Raw genomic sequence first — 20833 nt, forward strand, 5'->3', positions numbered from 1 at the left:
GATCCGGTAGGTATGCGGTGTTGTCTGTGACGATGCGGTGCGGTATGCGGGCGTGCCGGGCGATCAGGCGAACTGGCGCAGGAAGCGCACGTCGCCTTCGAAGAACAGCCGCAGGTCATTGATGCCGTAGCGCAGCATCGTCAGGCGCTCCAGGCCGGAGCCGAACGCGAAGCCGATATAGCGCTCGGGGTCCAGGCCCATGTTGCGCAGCACGTTGGGGTGTACCTGGCCCGAGCCGGAGATCTCCAGCCACTTGCCGGTGCCGAACGCCATGTCGATCTCGGCCGACGGCTCGGTGAACGGGAAGTACGACGGGCGGAAGCGCACCTGAATGTCGTCGCGCTCGAAGAACTTGCGCAGGAAGTCGGTGTAGACGCCCTTCAGGTCGGCAAAGCTCACGTCCTCGCCAATCCACAGCCCTTCCACCTGGTTGAACATCGGCGAATGGGTGGCGTCGCTGTCCACGCGGTACGTGCGGCCCGGGCAGATCACCTTGATCGGGGGCATGGCCTTGCCGGCGTACTTCTGCACGTGCATGCGTGCGTAGCGCACCTGCATCGGGCTGGTATGCGTGCGCAGCAGCAGGAGCTTGTCGTCGCTGTCGCGCCCGTCGATGTAGAACGTGTCCTGCATCGAACGTGCCGGATGGTTGTCCGGGTTGTTCAGCGCGGTGAAGTTCATCCAGTCGGTCTCGATCTCGGGGCCGTCGGCCACGTCGAAGCCGATCGAGCCGAAGATCTGCTCCACGCGCTCCCACGTGCGCATCACCGGATGCATGCTGCCGCGCGACACGGCTCGGCCCGGCAGCGTCACGTCGATGGCCTCCGCGGCCAGCCGGGCGTTCATCAGCGCATCGGCCAGCGCCTGGCGGCGCGCCTGCAGCGCGGCTTCCACCTGCTGCTTCACCTGGTTGATGCGGGCACCTTCGGACTTGCGCGCCTCGGGGTCCAGCTTGCCGAGCCCCTTGAGCAGCTCGGTCAACGCGCCGGTCTTGCCCAGGAAGCGGGCCTTTTCGTTTTCCAGCGTGGCGTTGTCGTTGGCGGCAGCGAAGGCGGCCTGTGCGTCGGCGACGATTTGATCCAGATCCAGGGACATGACGGTGGATGGTACGTGGAAGGAAGTCGCACCAGGTGCGGACATTTCGGATGCCGTTTCGGACGTGGCGCGTCGACACGGCATTCGAAATGAAAACGGGGCTCGGTGAGGAGCCCCGTTTCAGCAGACCTTGCGGTCGGTGCTTGCCCGGAAGCGCTCACGCGCTCCCGCAGCCGGCATCAGGCAACGGTGGCTTTCACCTGGTTGACGATGGCGGCAAAGGCAGGCTTGTCATGGATGGCCATGTCCGACAGCACCTTGCGGTCCAGTTCGATCGAAGCCTTCTTCAGGCCGTTCATGAACACGCTGTAGGTCATGCCATGCTCACGCGTCGCGGCATTGATACGTGCAATCCAGAGGGCGCGGAACACGCGCTTCTTGTTGCGACGATCGCGGTACGCGTACTGGCCAGCACGCATGACCGCCTGCTTGGCGATACGGTAGACATTATTGCGACGGCCGCGGTAACCCTTGGCAGCGTCGATAACCTTCTTGTGACGGGCCCGTGCAGTGACCCCACGCTTGACTCGAGGCATGTAAAACTCCTTTCGTTATCGTTTGGGGTTATGCGTAGGGCATCATCGCGCGAACCGACTTCAGGTTCGTCTCATGGACGTCCTGGGTGCCGCGCAGTTGACGCTTGTTCTTGGTGGTCTTCTTGGTCAGGATGTGACGCTTGAAGGCCTGGCCGCGCTTGAACGAACCGTTCGGGCGCGCCGTAAAGCGCTTCGAGGCGCTTTTCTTGGTCTTCATCTTAGGCATGAAAAACTCCAGCTCTATGACATGCATGCAGGTGGATGGCTCACGCCATCGCTTGCAAGACCCGCATCCACTTGTTTTTGTACGCGGCGCCCCGAAGAGCGCCCCGCACGGCTTCCGCGCAGGACGGCGCCGGGATACGCATGGCATCCCGGCCGTCGCCCGCACAGGAATTACTTCTTCTTCTTGGGGGCCAGGACCATCACCATCTGGCGGCCTTCCATCTTGGGCATCTGCTCGACCTGGCCCAACTCCTCCAGATCCGACTTCAGACGCTCCAGCATGCGCGCGCCGATTTCCTGGTGGGCCATCTCACGGCCGCGGAACCGCAGCGTGATCTTGGTCTTGTCCCCATCTTCCAGAAAGCGCCTCAGGTTGCGCAGCTTGACGTTGTAGTCGCCATCATCCGTGCCAGGACGGAATTTGACTTCCTTGACCTGGATGATCTTTTGCTTGAGCTTGGCCTCGTGGGCGCGCTTGGCTTCCTCGTACTTGAACTTGCCGTAGTCCATGATGCGGGCCACGGGCGGAGTCGCGTTGGGCGCGATCTCCACGAGATCCAAGTCCTTGTCCTCGGCCATGCGCAGTGCGTCCATGAACTTGACGATGCCGAGCTGCTCGTTATCAACCCCTACCAGGCGCAGTTCGGGCGCGCTGATCTCCCGGTTGATACGGTGACCTTTGTCTGTAGCGATGTTCCGTTACCTCAAGAAGACAAAAAAACAAGCCGTGCTTCACACCCTCAGGCTTTGCTGGAGACGTCGTTCTGAAGACGTTCCACAAACGCGGAAACGGGCATGACACCCAGATCCACATTGCCACGGGCACGCACGGCCACTTGATTGGCGTCCCGCTCCTTGTCGCCTACCACTAGCAGGTAAGGGATCTTCTGGAGCGAGTGCTCGCGGATTTTATACGTAATTTTCTCGTTACGCAAATCCGCCTTGGCCCTAAACCCTTGTTTTTGCAAGAGTTGCACGACGCTTTCGGCATATTCCGACTGCGATTCGGCAATGTTCATGACCACGACCTGCTCCGGCGCCAGCCAGGCGGGTAGCGCACCCGCGTGGTTTTCCAGCAGGATGCCCAGGAAACGCTCGAACGAGCCCAGGATGGCCCGATGCAGCATCACCGGACGCTTGCGGCCGTTGTCGTCCGCCACGTACTCGGCACCCAGCCGCTCCGGCAGCACCAGGTCAAGCTGCAGCGTGCCGCATTGCCACGACCGGCCGATCGCATCCTTGATGTGGTACTCAACCTTCGGGCCGTAGAAAGCGCCCTCGCCTGGCAGCTCTTCCCACTCCACCCCGCAGGCACGCAGCGCCAGCCGCAGGCCGTCCTCGGCATGATCCCAGATGGCATCGGAGCCGGCGCGCTTTTCGGGACGCAGCGACAGCTTGACCTTCACGTCCTTGAAGCCGAAGTCGTCGTAGACCGAGAACGCCAGTTCGTTGAACGCCTTCGCTTCCTCGACGATCTGCTCCTCCGTGCAGAAGATGTGTGCATCATCCTGCACAAATCCGCGCACACGCATCAGGCCGTGCAGCGCGCCCGACGGCTCGTTGCGATGGCAGGAGCCAAACTCGGCAAAGCGCAGCGGCAGGTCGCGGTACGAGCGCAGGCCGTGGTTGAAGATCTGGACATGGCCCGGGCAGTTCATCGGTTTGATCGCGTAGTCGCGCTTTTCCGACTCCGTGACGAACATGTTTTCCTTGTAGTTCTCCCAATGGCCGGACTTTTCCCAAAGAGAACGATCCATCACCTGCGGCGTGCGGACTTCCTGGTAGCCCGCCTCCGTCAGCCGGCCGCGCATGTACTGCTCCACCGCCTGCCAGACGCTCCAGCCCTTCGGGTGCCAGAACACCATGCCGGGCGCTTCTTCCTGCAGGTGGAACAGGTCCAGCGTCTTGCCGAGGCGGCGATGGTCGCGCTTCTCGGCCTCTTCCAGCATCGTCAGATAGGCGTCCTGGTCTTCCTTCTTCGCCCACGCGGTGCCGTAGATGCGCTGGAGCATCTCGTTGTTCGAGTCGCCGCGCCAGTAGGCGCCGGCCACCTTCATCAGCTTGAAGACCTTGAGCTTGCCCGTTGACGGCACGTGCGGGCCGCGGCACAGGTCGACGAAGTTGCCTTCACGATAGAGGCCGATTTCCTGGTCGGCCGGGATCGAGGCGATGATCTCGGCCTTGTACTTCTCGCCCATCGATTCGAACAGCGCCACGGCCTCGTCGCGATTCCACACTTCGCGCGTGACCTTCTCGTCCTTGCGGGCCAGTTCCGTCATCTTCTTCTCGATGGCGGCAAGGTCCTCGGGCGTGAAAGGCCGCTTGTAGGAAAAGTCGTAGTAGAAGCCGTTGTCGATGACCGGGCCGATCGTGACCTGCGCGTCGGGAAACAGCTCCTTGACGGCATAGGCCAGCAGGTGGGCCGTGGAATGGCGGATCACGTCGACGCCGTCGGCGTCCTTGTCCGTGACGATGGCCAGCGACGCGTCGCTGCCGATCGTGTAGCTCGTATCGACCAGCCGGCCGTCGACCTTGCCGGCCAGCGCGGCCTTGGCCAGGCCGGAGCCGATACTCTGCGCCACTTCTGCCACCGTGACGGGGCCGGGGTACTCGCGACGGGAACCGTCCGGCAGCGTGATTGCGATCATCATTGCACCTCTTGTGGATTCCGCCGCGCCGGCTTCTGGGCGCCATGGCGAGCGGAGCATAGCAACTTTTGTGGCGCCGGCCCGTCAGATGCGACGAAACACGCATCGGATGGCACCAGCAACGATGGATGCGGGGCTGTCCCGCACCCGCCCGAACTGGGCGACGCGGCAGCTTAGCAGGATGCTGGCTGGCGACAGACGAAAAAAAACGCGGCCAAGGCCGCGTTTTTCCGTGTTTCCCCGCATCCGCTGCGGGTCGAAGGCGCACCTCGACTACTGTCGCTAACCAGCGGTAGTAGTTCGAGTTGTCATGTTCATGATGCGCTTCCGGCGTTGTATTGCATGTTCGTTGGTAGGCTCGATTGGACTCGAACCAACGACCCCCACCATGTCAAGGTGGTGCTCTAACCAGCTGAGCTACGAGCCTAGCGAAGCGCGAAGTATAACCTTATTTGCGCCGCGCGTGCAACACCCCCTGCACATCCTCGATCAGCGCCAGCGCCCGCTGGAGCTGCGTGGCCTCCGACACTTCGGCGGTGAACTGCATGCGCGCCACCCCCTTGTTCGACAGCGTTTTCACGCCGGTCACGTTGATCTTCTCGCGCGACAGCACTTCGGAAATGTCCCGCAGCAGCCCCTGCCGGTCCACCGCCTCCACCTGGATGTCGACCGGGTACACGGCGTCGCTGCGCTTGCCCCATTCCGTCTGGATCACGCGCTCGGGCGCGCGGGCCGACAGTTGCAGGAACGTGTTGCAGTTGCGCCGATGGATCGACACCCCGCGCCCGCGCGTGACGAAGCCGACGATCTCGTCGGGCGGCGCCGGCTTGCAGCAGCGGGACATCTGCGTCATCAGCGAGTCCACACCCACCACCAGCACACCGCTCTTGGCGCCGCGCGCCACGCTGGTGGCCCGGCTCTTCTTGGTGACGGCCTCTTCCTCGTTGAACGCCGGCTGCGGCTCCCCCTCGGGGTGGCGCAGCGCATGCTCCACATGCCGCAGGCTGAATTCTTCCTTGGCAACGGCCGCGTACAGATCGTCGGTCGACTTGAAATTGAGCCGCGTGGCCAGGTCGTCGAGGTTGACCGCTGTCTTGCCCTCCCGCTGCAGTGTCTTTTCGATCAGCGCGCGACCCTGCGCGAGCGTTTCCTGCGAATCGAGCGCGTTGAACCACGCCCGGACCTTGGACCGCGCCCGGTTGCTCGCCAGGTAGCCAAGCTCCGCGTTGAGCCAGTCGCGCGACGGCCCGCCCTGCTTGACCGCCACGATCTCCACGGTCTGCCCGTTCTTGAGCGGCGTGTTCAGCGGCACCATGGCGCCGTCCACGCGGGCGCCGCGGCACCGGTGGCCCAGGTCGCTGTGCAGGTAGTACGCGAAATCGACCGGCGTTGCGCCCTGCGGCAGCGCCACCACGCGCGCCTGCGGGGTCAGCACGTAGATATGGTCGTCGATGGCCGCGTGCTTGAGCTGCTCCCACGGCGAGTCCTCGTGCGCGACGGTGTGGTCGGCCTCGTCCTTCCAGGCCAGCAGTTGCCGCAGCCAGGCGATCTTCTCGTCGTAGGTGTTGTCGGCGGCGAACTGGCCCGCGTAGCCCTTGCCGCCGGCCTCCTTGTAGCGCCAGTGGGCCGCCACGCCGTACTCGGCGAAGTGATGCATCTCCTGCGTCCGGATCTGCACCTCGAACGCGCGGCCGTCGTCGCCAATCACCACCGTGTGGAGAGACTTGTAGCCGTTGGCCTTCGGCCGCGAAATATAGTCGTCGAACTCGCGCGGAATCGGCTGCCAGATATGGTGGACGATGCCCAGCACCGTGTAGCAGTCCTTGATGTCGTCCACGATCACGCGGAAGGCGCGCACGTCGTACAGGTCGGCAAAGTCCAGCTCCTTGCCGCGCATCTTCTTCCAGATGCTGTAGATATGCTTGGGCCGGCCGCTCACCTCGGCGCGGATGCCGGCCGACGCCAGCTCAGACTGCAGCCGCGCGATGGCGCTGGCGATGTAGCCCTCGCGCTCGATGCGCTTCTCGTCCAGCAGCTTGGCGATGCGCTTGTAGGTATCGGGCTGCTCGAAGCGGAACGCCAGGTCTTCCAGCTCCCACTTCATCTGCCAGATCCCCAGCCGGTTGGCCAGCGGCGCGTAGATGTCCAGCGTCTCGCGCGCCACGCCGGGCAGCGGCGGGTTCTTGGTCTGCGCCAGCCAGCGCAGCGTTTGCAGCCGCGACGCTAGCCGCACCAGCACTACGCGGATATCCTGCGCGAAGGCCAGCAGCATCTTGCGCAGCGCCTCCACCTGCTCGTGCCGGGCCGCCACCTGCGACTTCGACGATTCCGACACATCGGCCTGCGTCACCGCGATGGCGCCGATCCGCAGTAGCTGGCGCACGCCCTTGACCAGCCGCACCACCTCCTCGCCGAAGATTTCCTCGATCCGCGCCTCGGCCTCGGGCACGAAGGCGGCCGCCGCGAACAGGCAGGCCGCGGCGCGCGCGGCGTCGTCCACGCGCAGGCCGTCCAGGATGCGCAGCATGCCCTCGGCATGCGACAGCACGCTTTCACCGGTCGGCAGCAGCACCGGCGTCTCGCCGTCCGCCACCTCGCGCACGAATGCCAGTGCGCGCTCGACGAGTCCGGCATCGGGGATGCCCGCGGTCTGGCCCGTCAGCTCCGTCGACGTCACCATGTCACATCGTCCGGCGTCAGTTGAGGGCGGCCGTCACCACCACTTCGATCAGGTAGTCGGGATTGGCCAGCTTTGCTTCCACCGTCGCGCGCGGCGGCGTGTTGCCCTGGGGCACCCAGGCGTCCCAGACCTCGTTCATCTCGCCGATGCGGCTGACATCGGTCAGGAAGATCTGGCACATCAGGATGCGCGTCTTGTCGCTGCCGGCCTCCGCCAGCAGGCGGTCGATATGGCCGAGCACCTCGCGGGTCTGGCCGCGCAGGTCCGCCTTGGGATCGACCTCGGGTACCTGCCCCGCCAGGTAGACCACGCCGTTGTGGACCGCGTATTCGGACAGGCGCTTGCCCACGTGGGCGCGCTTCAGGGTATCGGTGCTCATGTTCGGATAGTTCTCAACAAAAAAACGGTTCAGGTGCCCAGGAAGAAGTCCCGGGCGATGGCAATCTGGGCCGGATCGATGAACGTTGGCGCGTGGCCGACGTCGGCAATCTCCACGCTCGAAACCTGCATGCCGCGCGCGACCATCTCGGCCACGGTCTCGCGCAGCAGCAGGTCGGACTGGGCGCCGCGCACCACCAGCGTCGGCCCCGGCACGGCCTGGAACATCTGCCACAGCCCGGCCTCGCCGGCCTGCACCGCCTCGGGCGACGTCTCGCGGAACGGCACGGCCAGCGCCGGGTCGTAGTGCAGGCCCCACTCCAGCCCCTCGGCGCCCTGCACGGGCTTGAGGATGGCGCCATTCAGCTCGCGCCACTGCTCGGGCGTGTGCCGGCCGAACGACGCGCTGATGGTCTGCAGGTAGGCCAGCCCTTCCTCGAACGTCTTGAAGCGCACCGGCAAGCCCAGGTAGGCGCCGATCCGCTCGATCGCCTGCGCCGTGATGCGCGGCCCGACGTCGTTGAGCAGCAGCTTGCGCACTGGCGACTTGGGCAGCCCGCCCAGCCCCATGCCGATCAGCCCGCCCATCGACGTGCCGAACCAGTCCACCTGTTCCACGCCCAGCCGTGCGATCAGCGTCACCATGTCGGCCACGTACTGCGGCACCACGTACTGACGCGGATCGGCCAGCCATTCCGACCGCCCGCGGCCTACCACATCGGGACACACCACGCGGTACTCGCCAGCCATCGCCTGCGCCAGCGCGTCGAAATCACGGCCGGTGCGGGTCAGGCCGTGCACGCACATCAGCACGCGCGGGTTCGCGGGGTCGCCCCACTCGTGATAGGCCATGCGATGCAGGCCGCCCGGGCTGATGCACTGGACAAATCCGAGGCGCGGACTGGATGACATCTGGAACTCCCCTGCTGGGTGCCGCCGCATCCCCTGCGGCGTGCGGGTGTTTAGAAAATGCCTGCCGATGACGCATTGGCGCCGGACCGCGCAAAAACCATGCGGAATCGGGCGCCGGGCCAAAGCCGGATTGTACGCCCTGCGAGTACAATGCCACAGCACATCCTGACTCTCCCGACGGAGGCTTACATGCTCAAAGGCAAGACGGCACTGGTCACGGGCTCGACCAGCGGTATCGGACTCGGCATCGCGCAGGCACTGGCCGCGCAGGGCGCCAACGTCATCGCCAACGGCTTCGGTGATGCCGACGGCGCAAAGGCGGAAATCGCCCGCGCCGGCAGCGGCATCCAGGTGGGCTACCACGGCGCCGACATGAGCAAGGCGACCGAGATCGAGGACATGATGCGCTACGCCGAAAAGGACTTCGGCGGCGTCGACATCCTGGTCAACAACGCCGGCATCCAGTTCGTGGCGCCGATCGACGAATTCCCGGCCGACCGCTGGGACGCCATCATCGCCATCAACCTCACGTCCGCCTTCCACACCACCCGTCTCGCCCTGCCGTCGATGAAGGCCAAGAACTGGGGTCGCATCATCAACGTGGCGTCGACCCATGGGCTGGTGGCGTCCGCCAACAAGTCCGCCTACGTGGCAGCCAAGCATGGCATCGTCGGTTTCACCAAGGTGACCGCGCTGGAAACCGCCCAGACCGGCGTGACCGCCAACGCCATCTGCCCGGGCTGGGTGCTGACGCCGCTGGTGCAGAAGCAGGTGGAAGCCCGCGCGCAGCAGCAGGGCATTCCCGTGGAACAGGCCAAGCGCGACCTGGTGCTGGAAAAGCAGCCGTCCGGCCAGTTCGTCACGCCCGAGGAACTTGGGGCGCTGGCCGTTTTCCTGTCCAGCGAGGCAGCCCGCCAGGTGCGCGGCGCCATCTGGAACATGGACGGCGGCTGGGTGGCGCAGTAAGGAGGGATGATCATGCAACCACGCTCACGGCGCGACGTGCTGCGCGGAATCGGCGCCGGCGCCCTGCTGCTGTCGCCGCTGGCGGCCCTGGCACAGTCGGCCAAGGCCCCCGGCAGCCCCAAGCCGCTGAAGATCGACGTCTACAAGACCCCGACCTGCGGCTGCTGCGAGGACTGGGTCAAGCATCTGCGCGACAACGGCTTCACGGTCGCCACGCACGACGTGGAAGACACCGGCATTTATCGCACGAGATACGGCATTCCGGAGCGCTTCGGCTCCTGCCATACCGGCGTCATCGAGGGATACGGGATCGAAGGCCACGTGCCGGCCGGCGATATCCGCAAGCTGGTGGCCGCCCGGCCCAAGGCGGCGGGGCTGGCGGTGCCGGGCATGCCGGCAGGGTCGCCGGGCATGGAGTACGGGCCCCGCAAGGACCCGTTCGACGTACTGCTGGTGAAGACCGACGGCGGCGCATCGGTATTCGCGAGCTACAACAAAGTGAAAAGCTGAGGCCGTCAGGGCTTCAACGTTCCGGCCGGCCATGGACATGACCGGCCGGTGATCCTTGTTGCCCTACCCTCCGGCCCTCTCCCGGGCGGGAGCGGCATACCGGAGGATGCAGGCAGGCACCCGCCTAGGTCAGCTCGGCCTCGGTCTTCGCCTGGACTTCCTCGCGCGTCACGCCCGGCGCGGTTTCCACCAGCTTGAGGCCCTGCGGCGTGATGTCGATCACGGCAAGGTCGGTGATGATGCGGTTCACCACACCCACGCCGGTCAGCGGCAGGTTGCATTCCTTCAGTATCTTCAGGTCCTCGGTGCCGTCCTTCTTCTTGGCGGTGTGTTCCATCAGCACCACCACGCGGCCCACGCCAGCCACCAGGTCCATCGCGCCGCCCATGCCCTTGACCATCTTGCCCGGGATCATCCAGTTGGCCAGGTCGCCGCGCTGGTTCACCTGCATGGCGCCCAGGATGGCCAGGTTGATCTTGCCGCCGCGGATCATCGCGAACGAGTCCGCCGACGAGAAGATCGACGAGCCCGGCAGCGTCGTCACCGTCTGCTTGCCGGCATTGATCATGTCGGCGTCCACTTCTTCCTCGGTCGGGAACGGGCCGATGCCGAGCAGGCCGTTTTCCGACTGCAGCCAGACCTCCATGCCCTGCGGCACGTGGTTGGCGACGAGCGTCGGCAGGCCGATACCCAGGTTCACATAGAAGCCGTCCTGCAGCTCGGCGGCCGCGCGGGCGGCCATTTCGTCACGTGTCCATGCCATGATCTGTCTCCTTACTTGGCACGCACGGTGCGCTGTTCGATGCGTTTTTCGGGGCTCTTGTTCAGCACGATGCGATGCACGAAGATGCCGGGCAGGTGCACGTCGTCCGGGTCGATCTCGCCGGTCTCGACAATCTCCTCCACCTCGGCCACCGTGATCTTGCCGGACATCGCGCAGACCGGGTTGAAGTTGCGCGCGGTGCGGCGGAACACCAGGTTGCCGGCCTTGTCGGCCTTCTGGGCCTTGACAATGGCCACGTCGGACACCAGCGAGCGCTCCATCACATAGGTCTCGCCGTCGAATTCGTGCGTTTCCTTGCCTTCGGCGACGATCGTGCCGACACCGGTCTTGGTGTAGAACGCCGGGATGCCCGACCCGCCAGCACGCAGCTTCTCGGCCAGCGTGCCCTGCGGCGTGAATTCCAGCTCCAGTTCGCCGGCCAGGTACTGGCGCTCGAACTCCTTGTTCTCGCCCACGTACGACGAGATCATCTTGCGGATCTGGCGCGTGGCCAGAAGCTGGCCCAGGCCGAAGCCGTCGACGCCAGCGTTGTTGGAGATGCAGGTAAGCTGCTTGACGCCGCTGTCGCGCAGGGCGGCGATCAGCGCTTCGGGGATGCCGCACAGGCCGAAACCGCCCACGGCGATCGTCTGGCCGTCGCGGACGACGCCCGCAAGCGCCTCCGCGGCGCTGGCGTAGACCTTGTTCATGTTCGCTCCTTCCTCGGTAGTCCCGCTCGACTGCGGCCGGTTGGCCACACGCGGAAATTGTAACGGTACAATCGGCGGTCAGGCGCCGCCGTTGACGCCCCAAAGGATACGTCAACGGATACCGCCAACGCCATTACGTAAAAGTACATAAGGGATAATGCCGGCCATCGACTACCAGACCGCCTTCCAACTCGCCCCGGTCGGCCTGGTGCTGTCACGCGCCCGCGTGATCGAGGACTGCAACGACGAAGTCTGCCGGATCTTCGGCACCACGCGCGAGGCGCTGGTCGGGCAGTCGTTCCAGGTGCTCTACCCCACCGCCGACGAGTTCGAGCGCACCGGCGCCCGGATCGTGCCGGTGATGAACACCAAAGGACTCTATTCAGACGAGCGGATCATGAAACGCGCCGGCGGCGAGCTGTTCTGGTGCCACGTCACCGGCCGCGCCCTGGACCGCAAGGACCCGCTCGGCGCCGGCATCTGGACCTTCGAGGACCTGTCGCAGAAACGCCCGGTCACCGCCGAACTGACCGCCCGCGAGCGCGACATCGCCGCCCAGCTCGTGGAAGGCAAGACCAGCAAGCAGATCGGCAAACTGCTGTCGATCAGCCCGCGCACCGTGGATATCTACCGGGCACGGCTGATGAAGAAATACGGCGCGCATACATCCGTGGACCTCGTGCAGCGGCTGGTGAACCACTGAGGGTGCCCAAGTGCACCACGGATTACGTGGCGCTGTTGGGGGCGTCGGGCAGCCGCTGCGCCCTCTTCCTGTGCGCTGTTTTCCTGCCAAAACCCCACCGCCGCCTGCCCAATGATTGAGGTCAAGCGGCGATTATTCAGGTCCACGAAGCGATTCAAAACCGCGTGACGGACCTCCGGCGCCGTCCTCGTCCCCGAAGAGGCATCCCTACGCCCCCCTTGCGTCAGGGGGAATTTTTTGTCGTCAGATTGCGCATAGACAAAACAGTACTGCCTCCCACCACGTAGGGTATTGCCTCATCGGCGCCGCTACCGCAGACGGTAGTCGTCGCCCTCGCATCCCATTCTGCTCTCCGGAGGCACCATGAATAGTATGTCGCGTCGATGCATTCTCCAGGCTTTCGGCTTTGTGCCGGTGGCCTTGCTGACTTCCGGCCTGTCCTTCGCGAAGCCGCGCCCTCCTTCGGTTGGCGCGGTCATGCGCTATCTCTGCGACGAGGTCTTTCCCTCTCCTCACCAGATCGCCACGCCGCTGTAGCAAGGGGCGCGGTGTGGCGGTCGACTTCACGCTTCTCCCTGAGGAAACTCCTGCTTACAATCGCGCGCCCTCTCGGCGGAGCGTGATCGTCGTATTCCTCGTGATGGTGCTTGCGGGTGCGACTGCCCTGCTGGTGCTGTGGCCCGCGCAACAGTCGACGCAGACCTGGAAGTTCTGGGTCAGCCTGGCTCTGTTTCCTATCGGCATTCCGGCCGTGCTGGTCATGCGTTGGCAGAGTCTCCATGCTGGCCGAAGACTCGACACCGAGGTGCACAACGACCTCGTCCGCCAGTACAGGGAGCGTGTCAATGGCGTGGCAGCTCGTCCCCTGGCCCTGCTTGGCGCCGCATACCGGTTCTCGTCGGATCCTGAAGAGAATGCTGTCGAAAGCCTTCGGACGGGGCGCATCAGGCTAGTCACGCAGCAGCCGGTTGCCAGCGCCGGGGACCCCGTCAAGGCACGTTGGCTTAGCCTGCCCGATGTCGAGTCCGTGCCGGGCGATCAAGCCGCGGAATGCGGCCGTCAGCAGGCGTTGACGCGGTGGCTATACGAGGCGCTTATCGACGAGATGACCGAGCGTATTCGCCTTATCCCTGCGAAAGTCGATCTTGTGGTCCATCTTTGCGCGGCGGGCGAACTTGGTCACCAGGCGTGCGCCGACCTATGGACGACATGCTGGCAGCAGCGCCGGCTCCGTGCGATGCGCTGTGCAGCGGAGGACGAAAGCTGTGATCTGGCGACGCTCGACGGGTGGCTAGATCAGATTGCAGGCGGCAACGCACGAGAAGCCAGGTTGATTGTCGCTACGCGCCTGCATCTTCTGTTGAGCGAATCGCCGCCGGCTGGGTCTGCGGAAGCTGGCGCCGCGGTCCTGCTCATGCCTGTCGAGTTGGCCCAGGTTCATCAGCTGCGATACGACGCTACCGTCCACCGTCCTGTCCGAAGCCTGCCCGCTGCGGCAAGAGACAACCTGTCGCACGCCCTGAAATGGGGAGGCGTCGCGCCCGCCGACGTCTCGCAAGCGTGGCAGACGGGAATGCACGCGGCGCAAACCGGTGTGTTTCGGGTAGCCGCTAGCCAACTCGATCTCCCCCTGCTCCCCGCCGATCTGGACACGACGGTCGGCCATGCCGGCTCGGCGGCGCCATGGCTGGCGATTGCCCTCGCCGCAAACGCACTGGTCGGCAAGGACCAGAACCAGTTGGTTCTGGCTGGCAGTGGCGAAAACGTCGATATCGCAGTCGTCCGGCGCACGCCGCACGGCGTAACTTCCTGAGCCGCCCGATGAGAAAACTGCAGTTCGACCTTGCCTCCATTCTCGTCCTGGCGCTGATTGTCGCGGGCGGCATCTGGATGTGGGGCGGTCGAATTGGCATTGAGACGACAGAGGAACAAGGTTACTGGCTGTCGGTCATCGCGGTCTGTGCTCTTGTGCTCGCGTTGGTGGCTTCGCTCGATCGCATTGGCCGCTGGTGGTATGCCGTCCACACGCTGACCAAATGGTTGCGTCAGCGTCGCCCCGACATGCGTGGCACGACCCAGGCCATGGTTTCGGTGGTGGAAGACCAGCCCAGGAAAAGCCCCACCGCACTCGCGTCGCTCCGCGCCGAGCTGCGCGCGATGCACGGCCGGCGGTGGCGCTGGCAACAGCCGTGGGTCCTGTTGACAGGCGATGCGGCGGCCATCAGCGCACTGGTCCCAGAACTGCCAGAGCGCGGGTGGATAGCCTCGGCCGACGGCGTCTTGCTCTGGTCCAGTGGCAGTGAGCCGGGCCGTCCTGATACCGCCTGGCTCAAGCAACTCTATCGGATGCGACGCAGGCGCCCGGTGGACGCGATAGTGGTGGTGACAGATGGTGATGCCCCCATCAACGAAGCCACCCCTTCGCACCGTGCCGATTTGGCCCGTATCAGGGAGGTACTGCGCTGGTCGGCCCCGACCTTGGTGTTGGAAGTGGACACACCCAGTGCCGCCATGGTGGCATGCCCGACGGTGGCTTGCGGCCTGCCGCGCCACGCGCTGCCCGGTGAAATCTCGGCGACGCTCGAAATCCTGCGGGACCGATTGTCTGACCGAAGCGTGGCACAACTGCCTCAGGACGGACTGGGACGGTACTCGGGGAAGCTGTCCCAACGGCTGGATGGGCGCATCAGTGCTTTGTCGGAATGGCTCGCCAAGCTGGCGGGCGGCAACGGGATGCGATCATCGTTGCTCGGTGTGGCCTTTGTGCCCGCGACCGGCGACGCTGGCGACTCGGTCCACAATGGCGGGCTCTGGCAATACCTCACCGATGCAGCACGCCGCCACCCCGGCCGCCGGACGGTCTGGCATCCGCTGACGATTGCCGCCGGCGTGACCACGGCAGCCGTCGTGCTCTGGACCACCGCCATGCTCCTCTCCGCCGTCCAGAACCACCACGACCTCCGCACCGCCCGCCAGGCAGTGCAAGCCCTCCACGCCGCGAGAACCAATCCCGAAACCCGCCTCCAGGCCCTCGACGCCCTCCAGCAACACATCCAGCGCTACGAACACCGCCTGCAGAACTCGGCCCCTCTGTTCACCCGTTTCGGCATGAACCGCGACGCCGAGGCGCTGGCCGCGCTCTGGAAGCCCTACGCGGCCGCCAGCCATGCCGTGCTGGTCACGCCCGTGGTGCAGGACATGGAGGCGACGCTGGTCGATCTGGCGCAGTTGCAGGTCCAGGGCCTGACCGACGAGACCAGCCGCTGGGCGCTCGATGGCCGGGATACCCTGAAGGCCTACCTGATGCTGGCCCACCCAGAGCGGGTCGAGCCCGACTTCCTTGCCGAGCAGCTTGCCCGGCACTGGTCCACCGAAGCCCGGATCCCGCCGGGCCGGAAGCAGGATCTGGCCGAGCGCTTGGCCCGGTTCTATGCCGATCATCTGCGGGCCCATCCCGACTGGCGGGTCACCCCGCGCGCGGAGTTGGTGGCTGGGGCGCGGCAGACGCTGCTGGCGGTAATCGGCGAGCGCAACGCGGTGGATACGATCTATCAGACGATTCTCGAAGGCGCCGGCCGCAAGTATCCCGACCTGACCCTGGCCGCGCTCGCCGCGGGCACCGATACCCGGGGCCTTGTCCGTGCCACGGGCGCCGTGCCCGGTGTGTTCACGCGGCAGGGCTACGAGGGCTACGTCGAGGCGGCGATCGAGAAAGCCACCCGCAGCCAGGACGTCGCCCACGACTGGGTGCTGACCGACGGTCAGGCGGAGGCCGCGCCATCGTCGCCCCAACCGTCAACTTCAGCCGATGCTTTGCGCGACGCCCTCGCGCAGCGCTACTTCGCCGACTATGCCGAGCATTGGCAGCAGTTCATGAACGGGTTGCAGTGGGAGCCGGCCACCACGCTGCCGGGCGTGGTCGACCAGCTCAAGCTGCTGGCCGACGCGCGGCAGTCGCCGGTGATCGCGCTGATGAAGTCGCTCGCCTACCAGGGTGGCGCCGGGGCGCGCAAGGATTCGCTGTCCGACACGCTGGTCGCCAAGGCCCAGGGCATCCTGGGCCGCAAGGACGAGGCGCCGGAAGCCGTCCGGCCTGACCCCGCGGGCCCGCTCGGCGCGGCCTTCGGGCCTGTGCTGCGGCTCGCCGGGCAGCCGTCCACCGGCAACACCGGCGGCAGCGAACTGAGCCTGCAGCGCTATCTGGATCGCGTCACGGCGGTGCGACTGCGCCTGCAGCAGATGACCCAGAGCGCCGACGCCAACGCGCTGGCACGCCAGATGGCGCAGTCGCTGTTCCAGGGCAAGGGGTCCGATCTGGCCGACACGCAGGCGTACGCGCGGCTCATGGCGGCCAGTCTCGGCGCTGAATGGGCCGGCATGGGCGAGACGCTGTTCGTGCGGCCGGTCGTGCAGGCCGAGCAGTCGGTGCTGCAGCCCGCGCAGGCCAGCCTGAACGAGGCGTGGCGCCGCTCGATCGCGCTGCCGTGGCAACGCGCGTTTGCCGGCCGCTATCCGTTTGCGGCGACCGCCAACGACGCGTCGCTGCCCGAGCTGGCCCGCTACATCCGGCCGCAAAGTGGCCTGATCAACACGTTCCTGCTGGCCGAACTGGCCGGCGTGCTGGCGCTGCAGGGCGACCAGTGGGTGCCGGTGGGCAGCGGCACGGGGCTGACGTTCGACCCGGCGTTCCTGAAGTCGATCAACACGCTGCAGCGCATCGGCGCCCATCTGCTGGTGCAGGGCGAACCGAGGTACCAGTTCGAATTGCGCCCGATCCCGACGCCGGGCCTGACCGACACCCGGCTGACCCTGGATCGCCAGACGCTCCATTACTACAACCAGCGCGAGACGTGGCAGGCGATGTCGTGGCCGGCGGCCAACCTGCAGGAGCCGCGCACGCTGCTGCAATGGCAGACCGAGCGGGCTGGCACGAACAAGACGCTGGAGATCGAGGGCGTCTGGGCGTGGGTGCGGATGCTGGAACACGCACGCGTGACGCCCATCGACAGCGCCACGGTGCAGTTGACTTTCCATGCGCGTCCCGACACCGGCGACTCCAGCCCGGGCATGGCAAAGCCCAGCCCGGAGCCCCCCGACAGCGCCGCCAGCCTGCTCCCGCGCGCCGAGCGCGTCGCCGCACCGGCCACGCTCGTCCATCCGATCCACTACCAGATGCGCACGGCCGTCGGCCGGGGCCCGCTGGAAGCGCTGGAACTGCGCGACCTGCGTCTGCCGGAGCGGATCTTTGTGGATCGGGCGGCGGTGCCAGCGCAATCCCCGGCCGCCCGTCCCAAACCGATGTAGGGCAACCTCCCGCCCTACCCCTCGATCAGTTGCCGAATCGTCTCCGGCACCGGCACGCTCTTCTCCACCGCGTAGTCGCACCACACCACCTTTGCGCCGCCCTCTGCCCAGACCACGTCGGGCAGATCGGTGCGGCGGATCTCGATCTTCGTCTCGAAGCTCGACCGTCCCAGTTGCCCCGCGTACACCCGGCACTCGATGTCGCCGGGGTAGCGCAGTTGCTTGAGGAACGTCATGTGGGCGTTGATCAGCACGGGGCCGTGGCCGTTGTCGTCGCGGCCGTTGCGGCCGATGGACTCGAACCATTCGATCCGCGCCTGCTCCAGGTAGCGGAAGTACACGGTGTTGTTGACATGGCCCATGGCGTCCATGTCACCCCACCGGATCGGCATGACGCAGGTGAAGACGTGTTTCATCGGCCGTTCAGCGCTTGGCGATGGATGCTTCGGCCTTGGTCACCAGGTCCGCGCCAATCTGCTTCTTCCACTTGTCGTAGACCTTGGCCGTGGCCTTCTTGAACGCGTCGTGCTCGGCCGGCGACAGCGACGTGACCTTCACGCCATGCTGCTCCATATCCTTCCAGGCCGGCGCGCCCGGATCGACCAGACCCTTGCGGGCCAGCGCGATTTCCTGCTTGCCGGCGTCGATGGCGGCCTGCTTCACGATCTCGCGGTCAGCCGGCGTCCAGCTTTCCCAGATCTGCTTGTTGACCACGAAGATCAGCGGATCGGCCACGTAGCCCCAGGTGGTCACGTACTTCTGGCCCACCGTGTACAGCTTGGCGGCCGCGAACACGCTCTGCGGGTTCTCCTGGCCGTCCACGGCGCCCGACGCCATCGCGGGCTGGGCGTCGGCCCAGCTCATCTGCGTCGGGTTGGCGCCCAGCGCGTTGAACGTCTCGATATAGAGCGGCGATCCCACCACGCGCAGCTTCAGGCCCTTCAGGTCCTCGGGCTTGCGGATCTCGTGCTTGGAATTCGACACCTCGCGGAAGCCGTTCTCGCCCCAGGCCAGCGGCACCACGCCGGCCTTCTCCAGCGTGGCGAAGATCGACTTGCCGACCTCGCCCTGCGTGAGCGCGTCCAGCGCCTTGTAGTCGGGCATCAGGAACGGCAGCGAGAACAGGTTCAGTTCCTTGACCTGCGGCGACCAGTTGATGGTCGAGCCCACGGCCATGTCGATCACGCCCTGGCGGATGGCCGAGAACTCGCGCGTCTGGTCGCCCGCCACCAGCGACGTGCCGGGGTAGAGCTTGATGTTGATGCGGCCATTGGTCCGCTGGCGCACCAGGTCGGCCCAGATCTCGCCGCCCTTGCCCCACGGGAACGCGGGGCCGAGCACCAGCGACATCTTGTATTCGGACTTGTAGGTCTGGGCCGACGCACCCGCCGGCAACAGCGCGGCGGCGGCGATCGAGGCGGCAACGGACAGCATCAGGGCACGGCGTTTCATGCGGGAATCTCCTCGTTTCATCTTGTCGTTCAAATCAGTAGCCCAGGTAGTCGGGCAGCCACGTGGCCAGCGGCGGATAGGCCAGCACCATCAGCATGGCGATGAACATCGCCAGCAGCATCCATATCACCCAGGGCACGGTTTCCTCCATGCGCACGCGGGCGATGCGGCACGAGACCATCAGGTTCACGGCCAGCGGCGGCGTGAACTGGCCCAGCGCCACCTTCAGCGTCAGCACCACGCCGAACCATACCGGGTTCCAGTGGAACGCGTTGGCAATGGGCAGCAGCAGCGGCACGAAGATCAGGAAGATCGAGATGCCGTCCAGGAACATGCCGACGGTCATCAGCAGCAGCACGATCAGCGCCAGCACGCCGTACTCGCCCAGCCCCGAATTGGCGATGGCATGCGCCAGCGGGTCGATCACGCCAAGCGTGGACAGCGCGTAGGCGAAGATGCCGGCCAGCGCCACGACCAGCAGGATCACCGCCGAGGTCTCGGCCGCCTCCTGGAAGATCGTAAACAGGTCGCGCAGGCCGATGCTGCGGTAGATCACCATGCCGACGAACAGCCCGTAGACCACGGCCACCACGGCGGCCTCGGTCGGCGTGAACCAGCCGGCGCGCATGCCGCCCAGGATCAGGAACGGCGCCACCAGCCCCCAGGCCGCCTCGCGCAGGCTCTTCCAGAACGGCGGGCGCGGCAGCGCGGCCTCCACCTGCCCCATGTTGTGCTTGCGCGCCAGCCAGACGGCCGGCACGATCAGCGCCACGCCGGCCAGCACGCCCGGGATCATGCCGGCCGCGAACAGCGCCGGCACCGACGCGCCGGGCACCAGCACGCTGTAGATGATGAACGCCACCGAGGGCGGGATCAGGATGTCGGTGGCCGCCGCGGCGCCCACCACGGCCGCGCTGTACGACCCCGGATAGCCGGCGCGCGACATCGCCGCGATCATCACGCCGCCCACGGCCGCCGCGTTGGCCGGCCCGGAGCCCGAGATGCCGCCGAGGAACATCGCCACCAGGATGGCCACCAGCGGCAGCATGCCCGGCCCGCGCCCCACCACGGCAATGGCAAACGTCACCAGCCGCGCGGCCACGCCGGAGCGGTCGAAGATCGACCCGACCAGCACGAACATCGGAATTGCCAGCAGCGGGTATTTGGCCAGCCCGGCGTAAAAGTTCTGCGGCACGGCCAGCAGGCCGAACATCTGGGTGTCGAGGTTCGACAGCCCGATGGCGACCAGCCCGCCCAGCCCCAGCGACACGCCGATCGGCACGCCCAGCAGCATCAGGCCGATGAAGACGACGAACAGGATGATGGCGACCAGCGTCATTGCGCGCCCTCCCCGCCTTGCTTCAGCGCGTGGAGCGCCTTGAGCGCCCGGACGTTGCGCCAGGCCAGCGCCAGCGCGCGCAGCGCGATCGCCACGGACAGCACCGGCAGCCAGACCGAGTACCACCAGCTCGGCACGCCGATGCCGGGCGAGGTCTCGCCAAAGGTGTATTCGTCCCAGGTAATCCGCGCGCCCAGCACGGCCAGCGCCAGGAACATGACCGCCACGGCCACCGCCGACAGCACGGCCAGCCGCTTCTGCCGCGCCGCGCTGCCGCGTTCGAAGAAGTACTCGATGCGGATGTTGCGGTCGCGCGCCACGGCGGCGCTGCCGGCCACCAGCGCCAGCACGATCATCAGGAAGACCGAGAATTCCTCGGTCCAGGCGAACGATTCGTCGGTGAAGTAGCGGACCACGACGTTGGCGAACGTGATGCCGACCAGCAGCACCATCACGATCACGCCGATCCAGTCCTCGATACGTGGGGAAATGCGGAATTCGCTGTCGCGCGCCTCGTCGGCGGCCTCGGGGATAACCACCGAGTCCACGACGTGCTGCGGCCCGGCGTCGCGCCGTGCCTGTTCTTCTTGAGCCATCTAAACCCGGCCTCCG

The 20833-nt window shown here is 66.1% G+C and carries 20 protein-coding genes and 1 tRNA gene; 6 read left to right on the forward strand and 15 right to left on the reverse strand.

Going from position 1 to position 20833, the window contains the following annotated elements; genetic code table 11:
* Nucleotides 1-63: 63 nt before the first annotated feature.
* The 9 genes from pheS to EHF44_RS15825 all read right to left on the reverse strand — a co-directional run bounded on the left by pheS (nt 64) and on the right by EHF44_RS15825 (nt 8474).
* Entirely contained in the window at nt 64-1089 is a 1026-nt protein-coding gene (gene pheS, locus EHF44_RS15785) for a phenylalanine--tRNA ligase subunit alpha (RefSeq protein WP_172966122.1), read from the reverse strand.
* A 185-nt stretch (nt 1090-1274) separates the two neighbouring features.
* On the reverse strand, nt 1275-1631 hold the full coding sequence (gene rplT / locus EHF44_RS15790) for a 50S ribosomal protein L20 (protein ID WP_008650487.1): 357 nt from the start codon (nt 1629-1631) through the stop codon (nt 1275-1277).
* 28 nt (nt 1632-1659) lie between these two features.
* Nucleotides 1660-1857: a 50S ribosomal protein L35 gene (rpmI, locus tag EHF44_RS15795; protein ID WP_006575466.1), complete on the reverse strand. Its 198-nt coding sequence runs from the start codon at nt 1855-1857 to the stop codon at nt 1660-1662.
* Between the two features lie 170 nt (nt 1858-2027).
* The gene (infC, locus tag EHF44_RS15800) at nt 2028-2549 is read right to left on the reverse strand and encodes a translation initiation factor IF-3 (RefSeq protein ID WP_124684525.1); all 522 of its coding nucleotides are present in this window, start codon (nt 2547-2549) and stop codon (nt 2028-2030) included.
* A 47-nt stretch (nt 2550-2596) separates the two neighbouring features.
* Nucleotides 2597-4504: a threonine--tRNA ligase gene (thrS, locus tag EHF44_RS15805; protein ID WP_124685136.1), complete on the reverse strand. Its 1908-nt coding sequence runs from the start codon at nt 4502-4504 to the stop codon at nt 2597-2599.
* A gap of 350 nt (nt 4505-4854) precedes the next feature.
* Nucleotides 4855-4931: transfer RNA gene (locus EHF44_RS15810), tRNA-Val, on the reverse strand.
* 21 nt (nt 4932-4952) lie between these two features.
* Nucleotides 4953-7184: a RelA/SpoT family protein gene (locus EHF44_RS15815; protein WP_124684526.1), complete on the reverse strand. Its 2232-nt coding sequence runs from the start codon at nt 7182-7184 to the stop codon at nt 4953-4955.
* Between the two features lie 16 nt (nt 7185-7200).
* Entirely contained in the window at nt 7201-7563 is a 363-nt protein-coding gene (locus EHF44_RS15820; protein ID WP_124684527.1) for a RidA family protein, read from the reverse strand.
* 29 nt (nt 7564-7592) lie between these two features.
* Entirely contained in the window at nt 7593-8474 is an 882-nt protein-coding gene (locus EHF44_RS15825) for an alpha/beta fold hydrolase (RefSeq protein WP_124684528.1), read from the reverse strand.
* Nucleotides 8475-8663: 189 nt separating this feature from the next.
* On the opposite strand from EHF44_RS15825, the gene EHF44_RS15830 reads away from it, so the two are divergent.
* Together EHF44_RS15830 and EHF44_RS15835 are read left to right on the forward strand one after the other, a co-directional pair.
* Nucleotides 8664-9440, forward strand: a complete 777-nt coding sequence (locus EHF44_RS15830) for a 3-hydroxybutyrate dehydrogenase (protein ID WP_124684529.1) — start codon at nt 8664-8666, stop codon at nt 9438-9440.
* A gap of 12 nt (nt 9441-9452) precedes the next feature.
* Nucleotides 9453-9950, forward strand: coding sequence for a DUF411 domain-containing protein (locus tag EHF44_RS15835; protein WP_124684530.1), 498 nt, complete (start codon nt 9453-9455; stop codon nt 9948-9950).
* Between the two features lie 124 nt (nt 9951-10074).
* Here EHF44_RS15835 and EHF44_RS15840 read toward each other — a convergent pair whose 3' ends face one another.
* A complete protein-coding gene (locus EHF44_RS15840) occupies nt 10075-10713 on the reverse strand; it encodes a CoA transferase subunit B (protein ID WP_124684531.1) in 639 nt (212 codons plus the stop codon).
* A gap of 11 nt (nt 10714-10724) precedes the next feature.
* Nucleotides 10725-11423 (reverse strand): CoA transferase subunit A, encoded by a 699-nt coding sequence (locus tag EHF44_RS15845; RefSeq protein ID WP_124684532.1) that lies wholly within the window; start codon nt 11421-11423, stop codon nt 10725-10727.
* 157 nt (nt 11424-11580) lie between these two features.
* Between EHF44_RS15845 and EHF44_RS15850 the strand changes: the two genes are divergently transcribed.
* The 4 genes from EHF44_RS15850 (at nt 11581) to EHF44_RS15860 (ending at nt 17430) form a co-directional block, all read left to right on the forward strand.
* A complete protein-coding gene (locus EHF44_RS15850) occupies nt 11581-12126 on the forward strand; it encodes a PAS and helix-turn-helix domain-containing protein (RefSeq protein WP_124684533.1) in 546 nt (181 codons plus the stop codon).
* 363 nt (nt 12127-12489) lie between these two features.
* Complete coding sequence (locus tag EHF44_RS28355; protein WP_172966064.1) at nt 12490-12663, forward strand: hypothetical protein; 174 nt, start codon at nt 12490-12492, stop codon at nt 12661-12663.
* An 82-nt stretch (nt 12664-12745) separates the two neighbouring features.
* Nucleotides 12746-13939 carry a hypothetical protein gene (locus tag EHF44_RS15855; protein WP_124684534.1) on the forward strand — a complete coding sequence of 398 codons (1194 nt, stop codon included), beginning with the start codon at nt 12746-12748 and terminating at the stop codon, nt 13937-13939.
* Nucleotides 13940-13947: 8 nt separating this feature from the next.
* A complete protein-coding gene (locus EHF44_RS15860; RefSeq protein WP_124684535.1) occupies nt 13948-17430 on the forward strand; it encodes an ImcF-related family protein in 3483 nt (1160 codons plus the stop codon).
* A gap of 14 nt (nt 17431-17444) precedes the next feature.
* Here EHF44_RS15860 and EHF44_RS15865 read toward each other — a convergent pair whose 3' ends face one another.
* From EHF44_RS15865 to EHF44_RS15880, 4 genes are read right to left on the reverse strand one after another with little or no spacing between them, the layout of a single operon-like run.
* Nucleotides 17445-17846, reverse strand: coding sequence for an acyl-CoA thioesterase (locus tag EHF44_RS15865; RefSeq protein WP_124684536.1), 402 nt, complete (start codon nt 17844-17846; stop codon nt 17445-17447).
* Nucleotides 17847-17853: 7 nt separating this feature from the next.
* A complete protein-coding gene (locus EHF44_RS15870; protein WP_124684537.1) occupies nt 17854-18882 on the reverse strand; it encodes a DctP family TRAP transporter solute-binding subunit in 1029 nt (342 codons plus the stop codon).
* A gap of 34 nt (nt 18883-18916) precedes the next feature.
* Nucleotides 18917-20221, reverse strand: coding sequence for a TRAP transporter large permease (locus EHF44_RS15875; RefSeq protein ID WP_172966065.1), 1305 nt, complete (start codon nt 20219-20221; stop codon nt 18917-18919).
* On the reverse strand, nt 20218-20817 hold the full coding sequence (locus tag EHF44_RS15880; RefSeq protein WP_124684538.1) for a TRAP transporter small permease: 600 nt from the start codon (nt 20815-20817) through the stop codon (nt 20218-20220). Before EHF44_RS15880 ends, EHF44_RS15875 begins: the two co-directional genes overlap by 4 nt.
* Between the last annotated feature and the right edge of the window lie 16 nt (nt 20818-20833).

This window comes from Cupriavidus pauculus (genome assembly GCF_003854935.1).
GTDB classification, from domain to species: domain Bacteria; phylum Pseudomonadota; class Gammaproteobacteria; order Burkholderiales; family Burkholderiaceae; genus Cupriavidus; species Cupriavidus pauculus_C.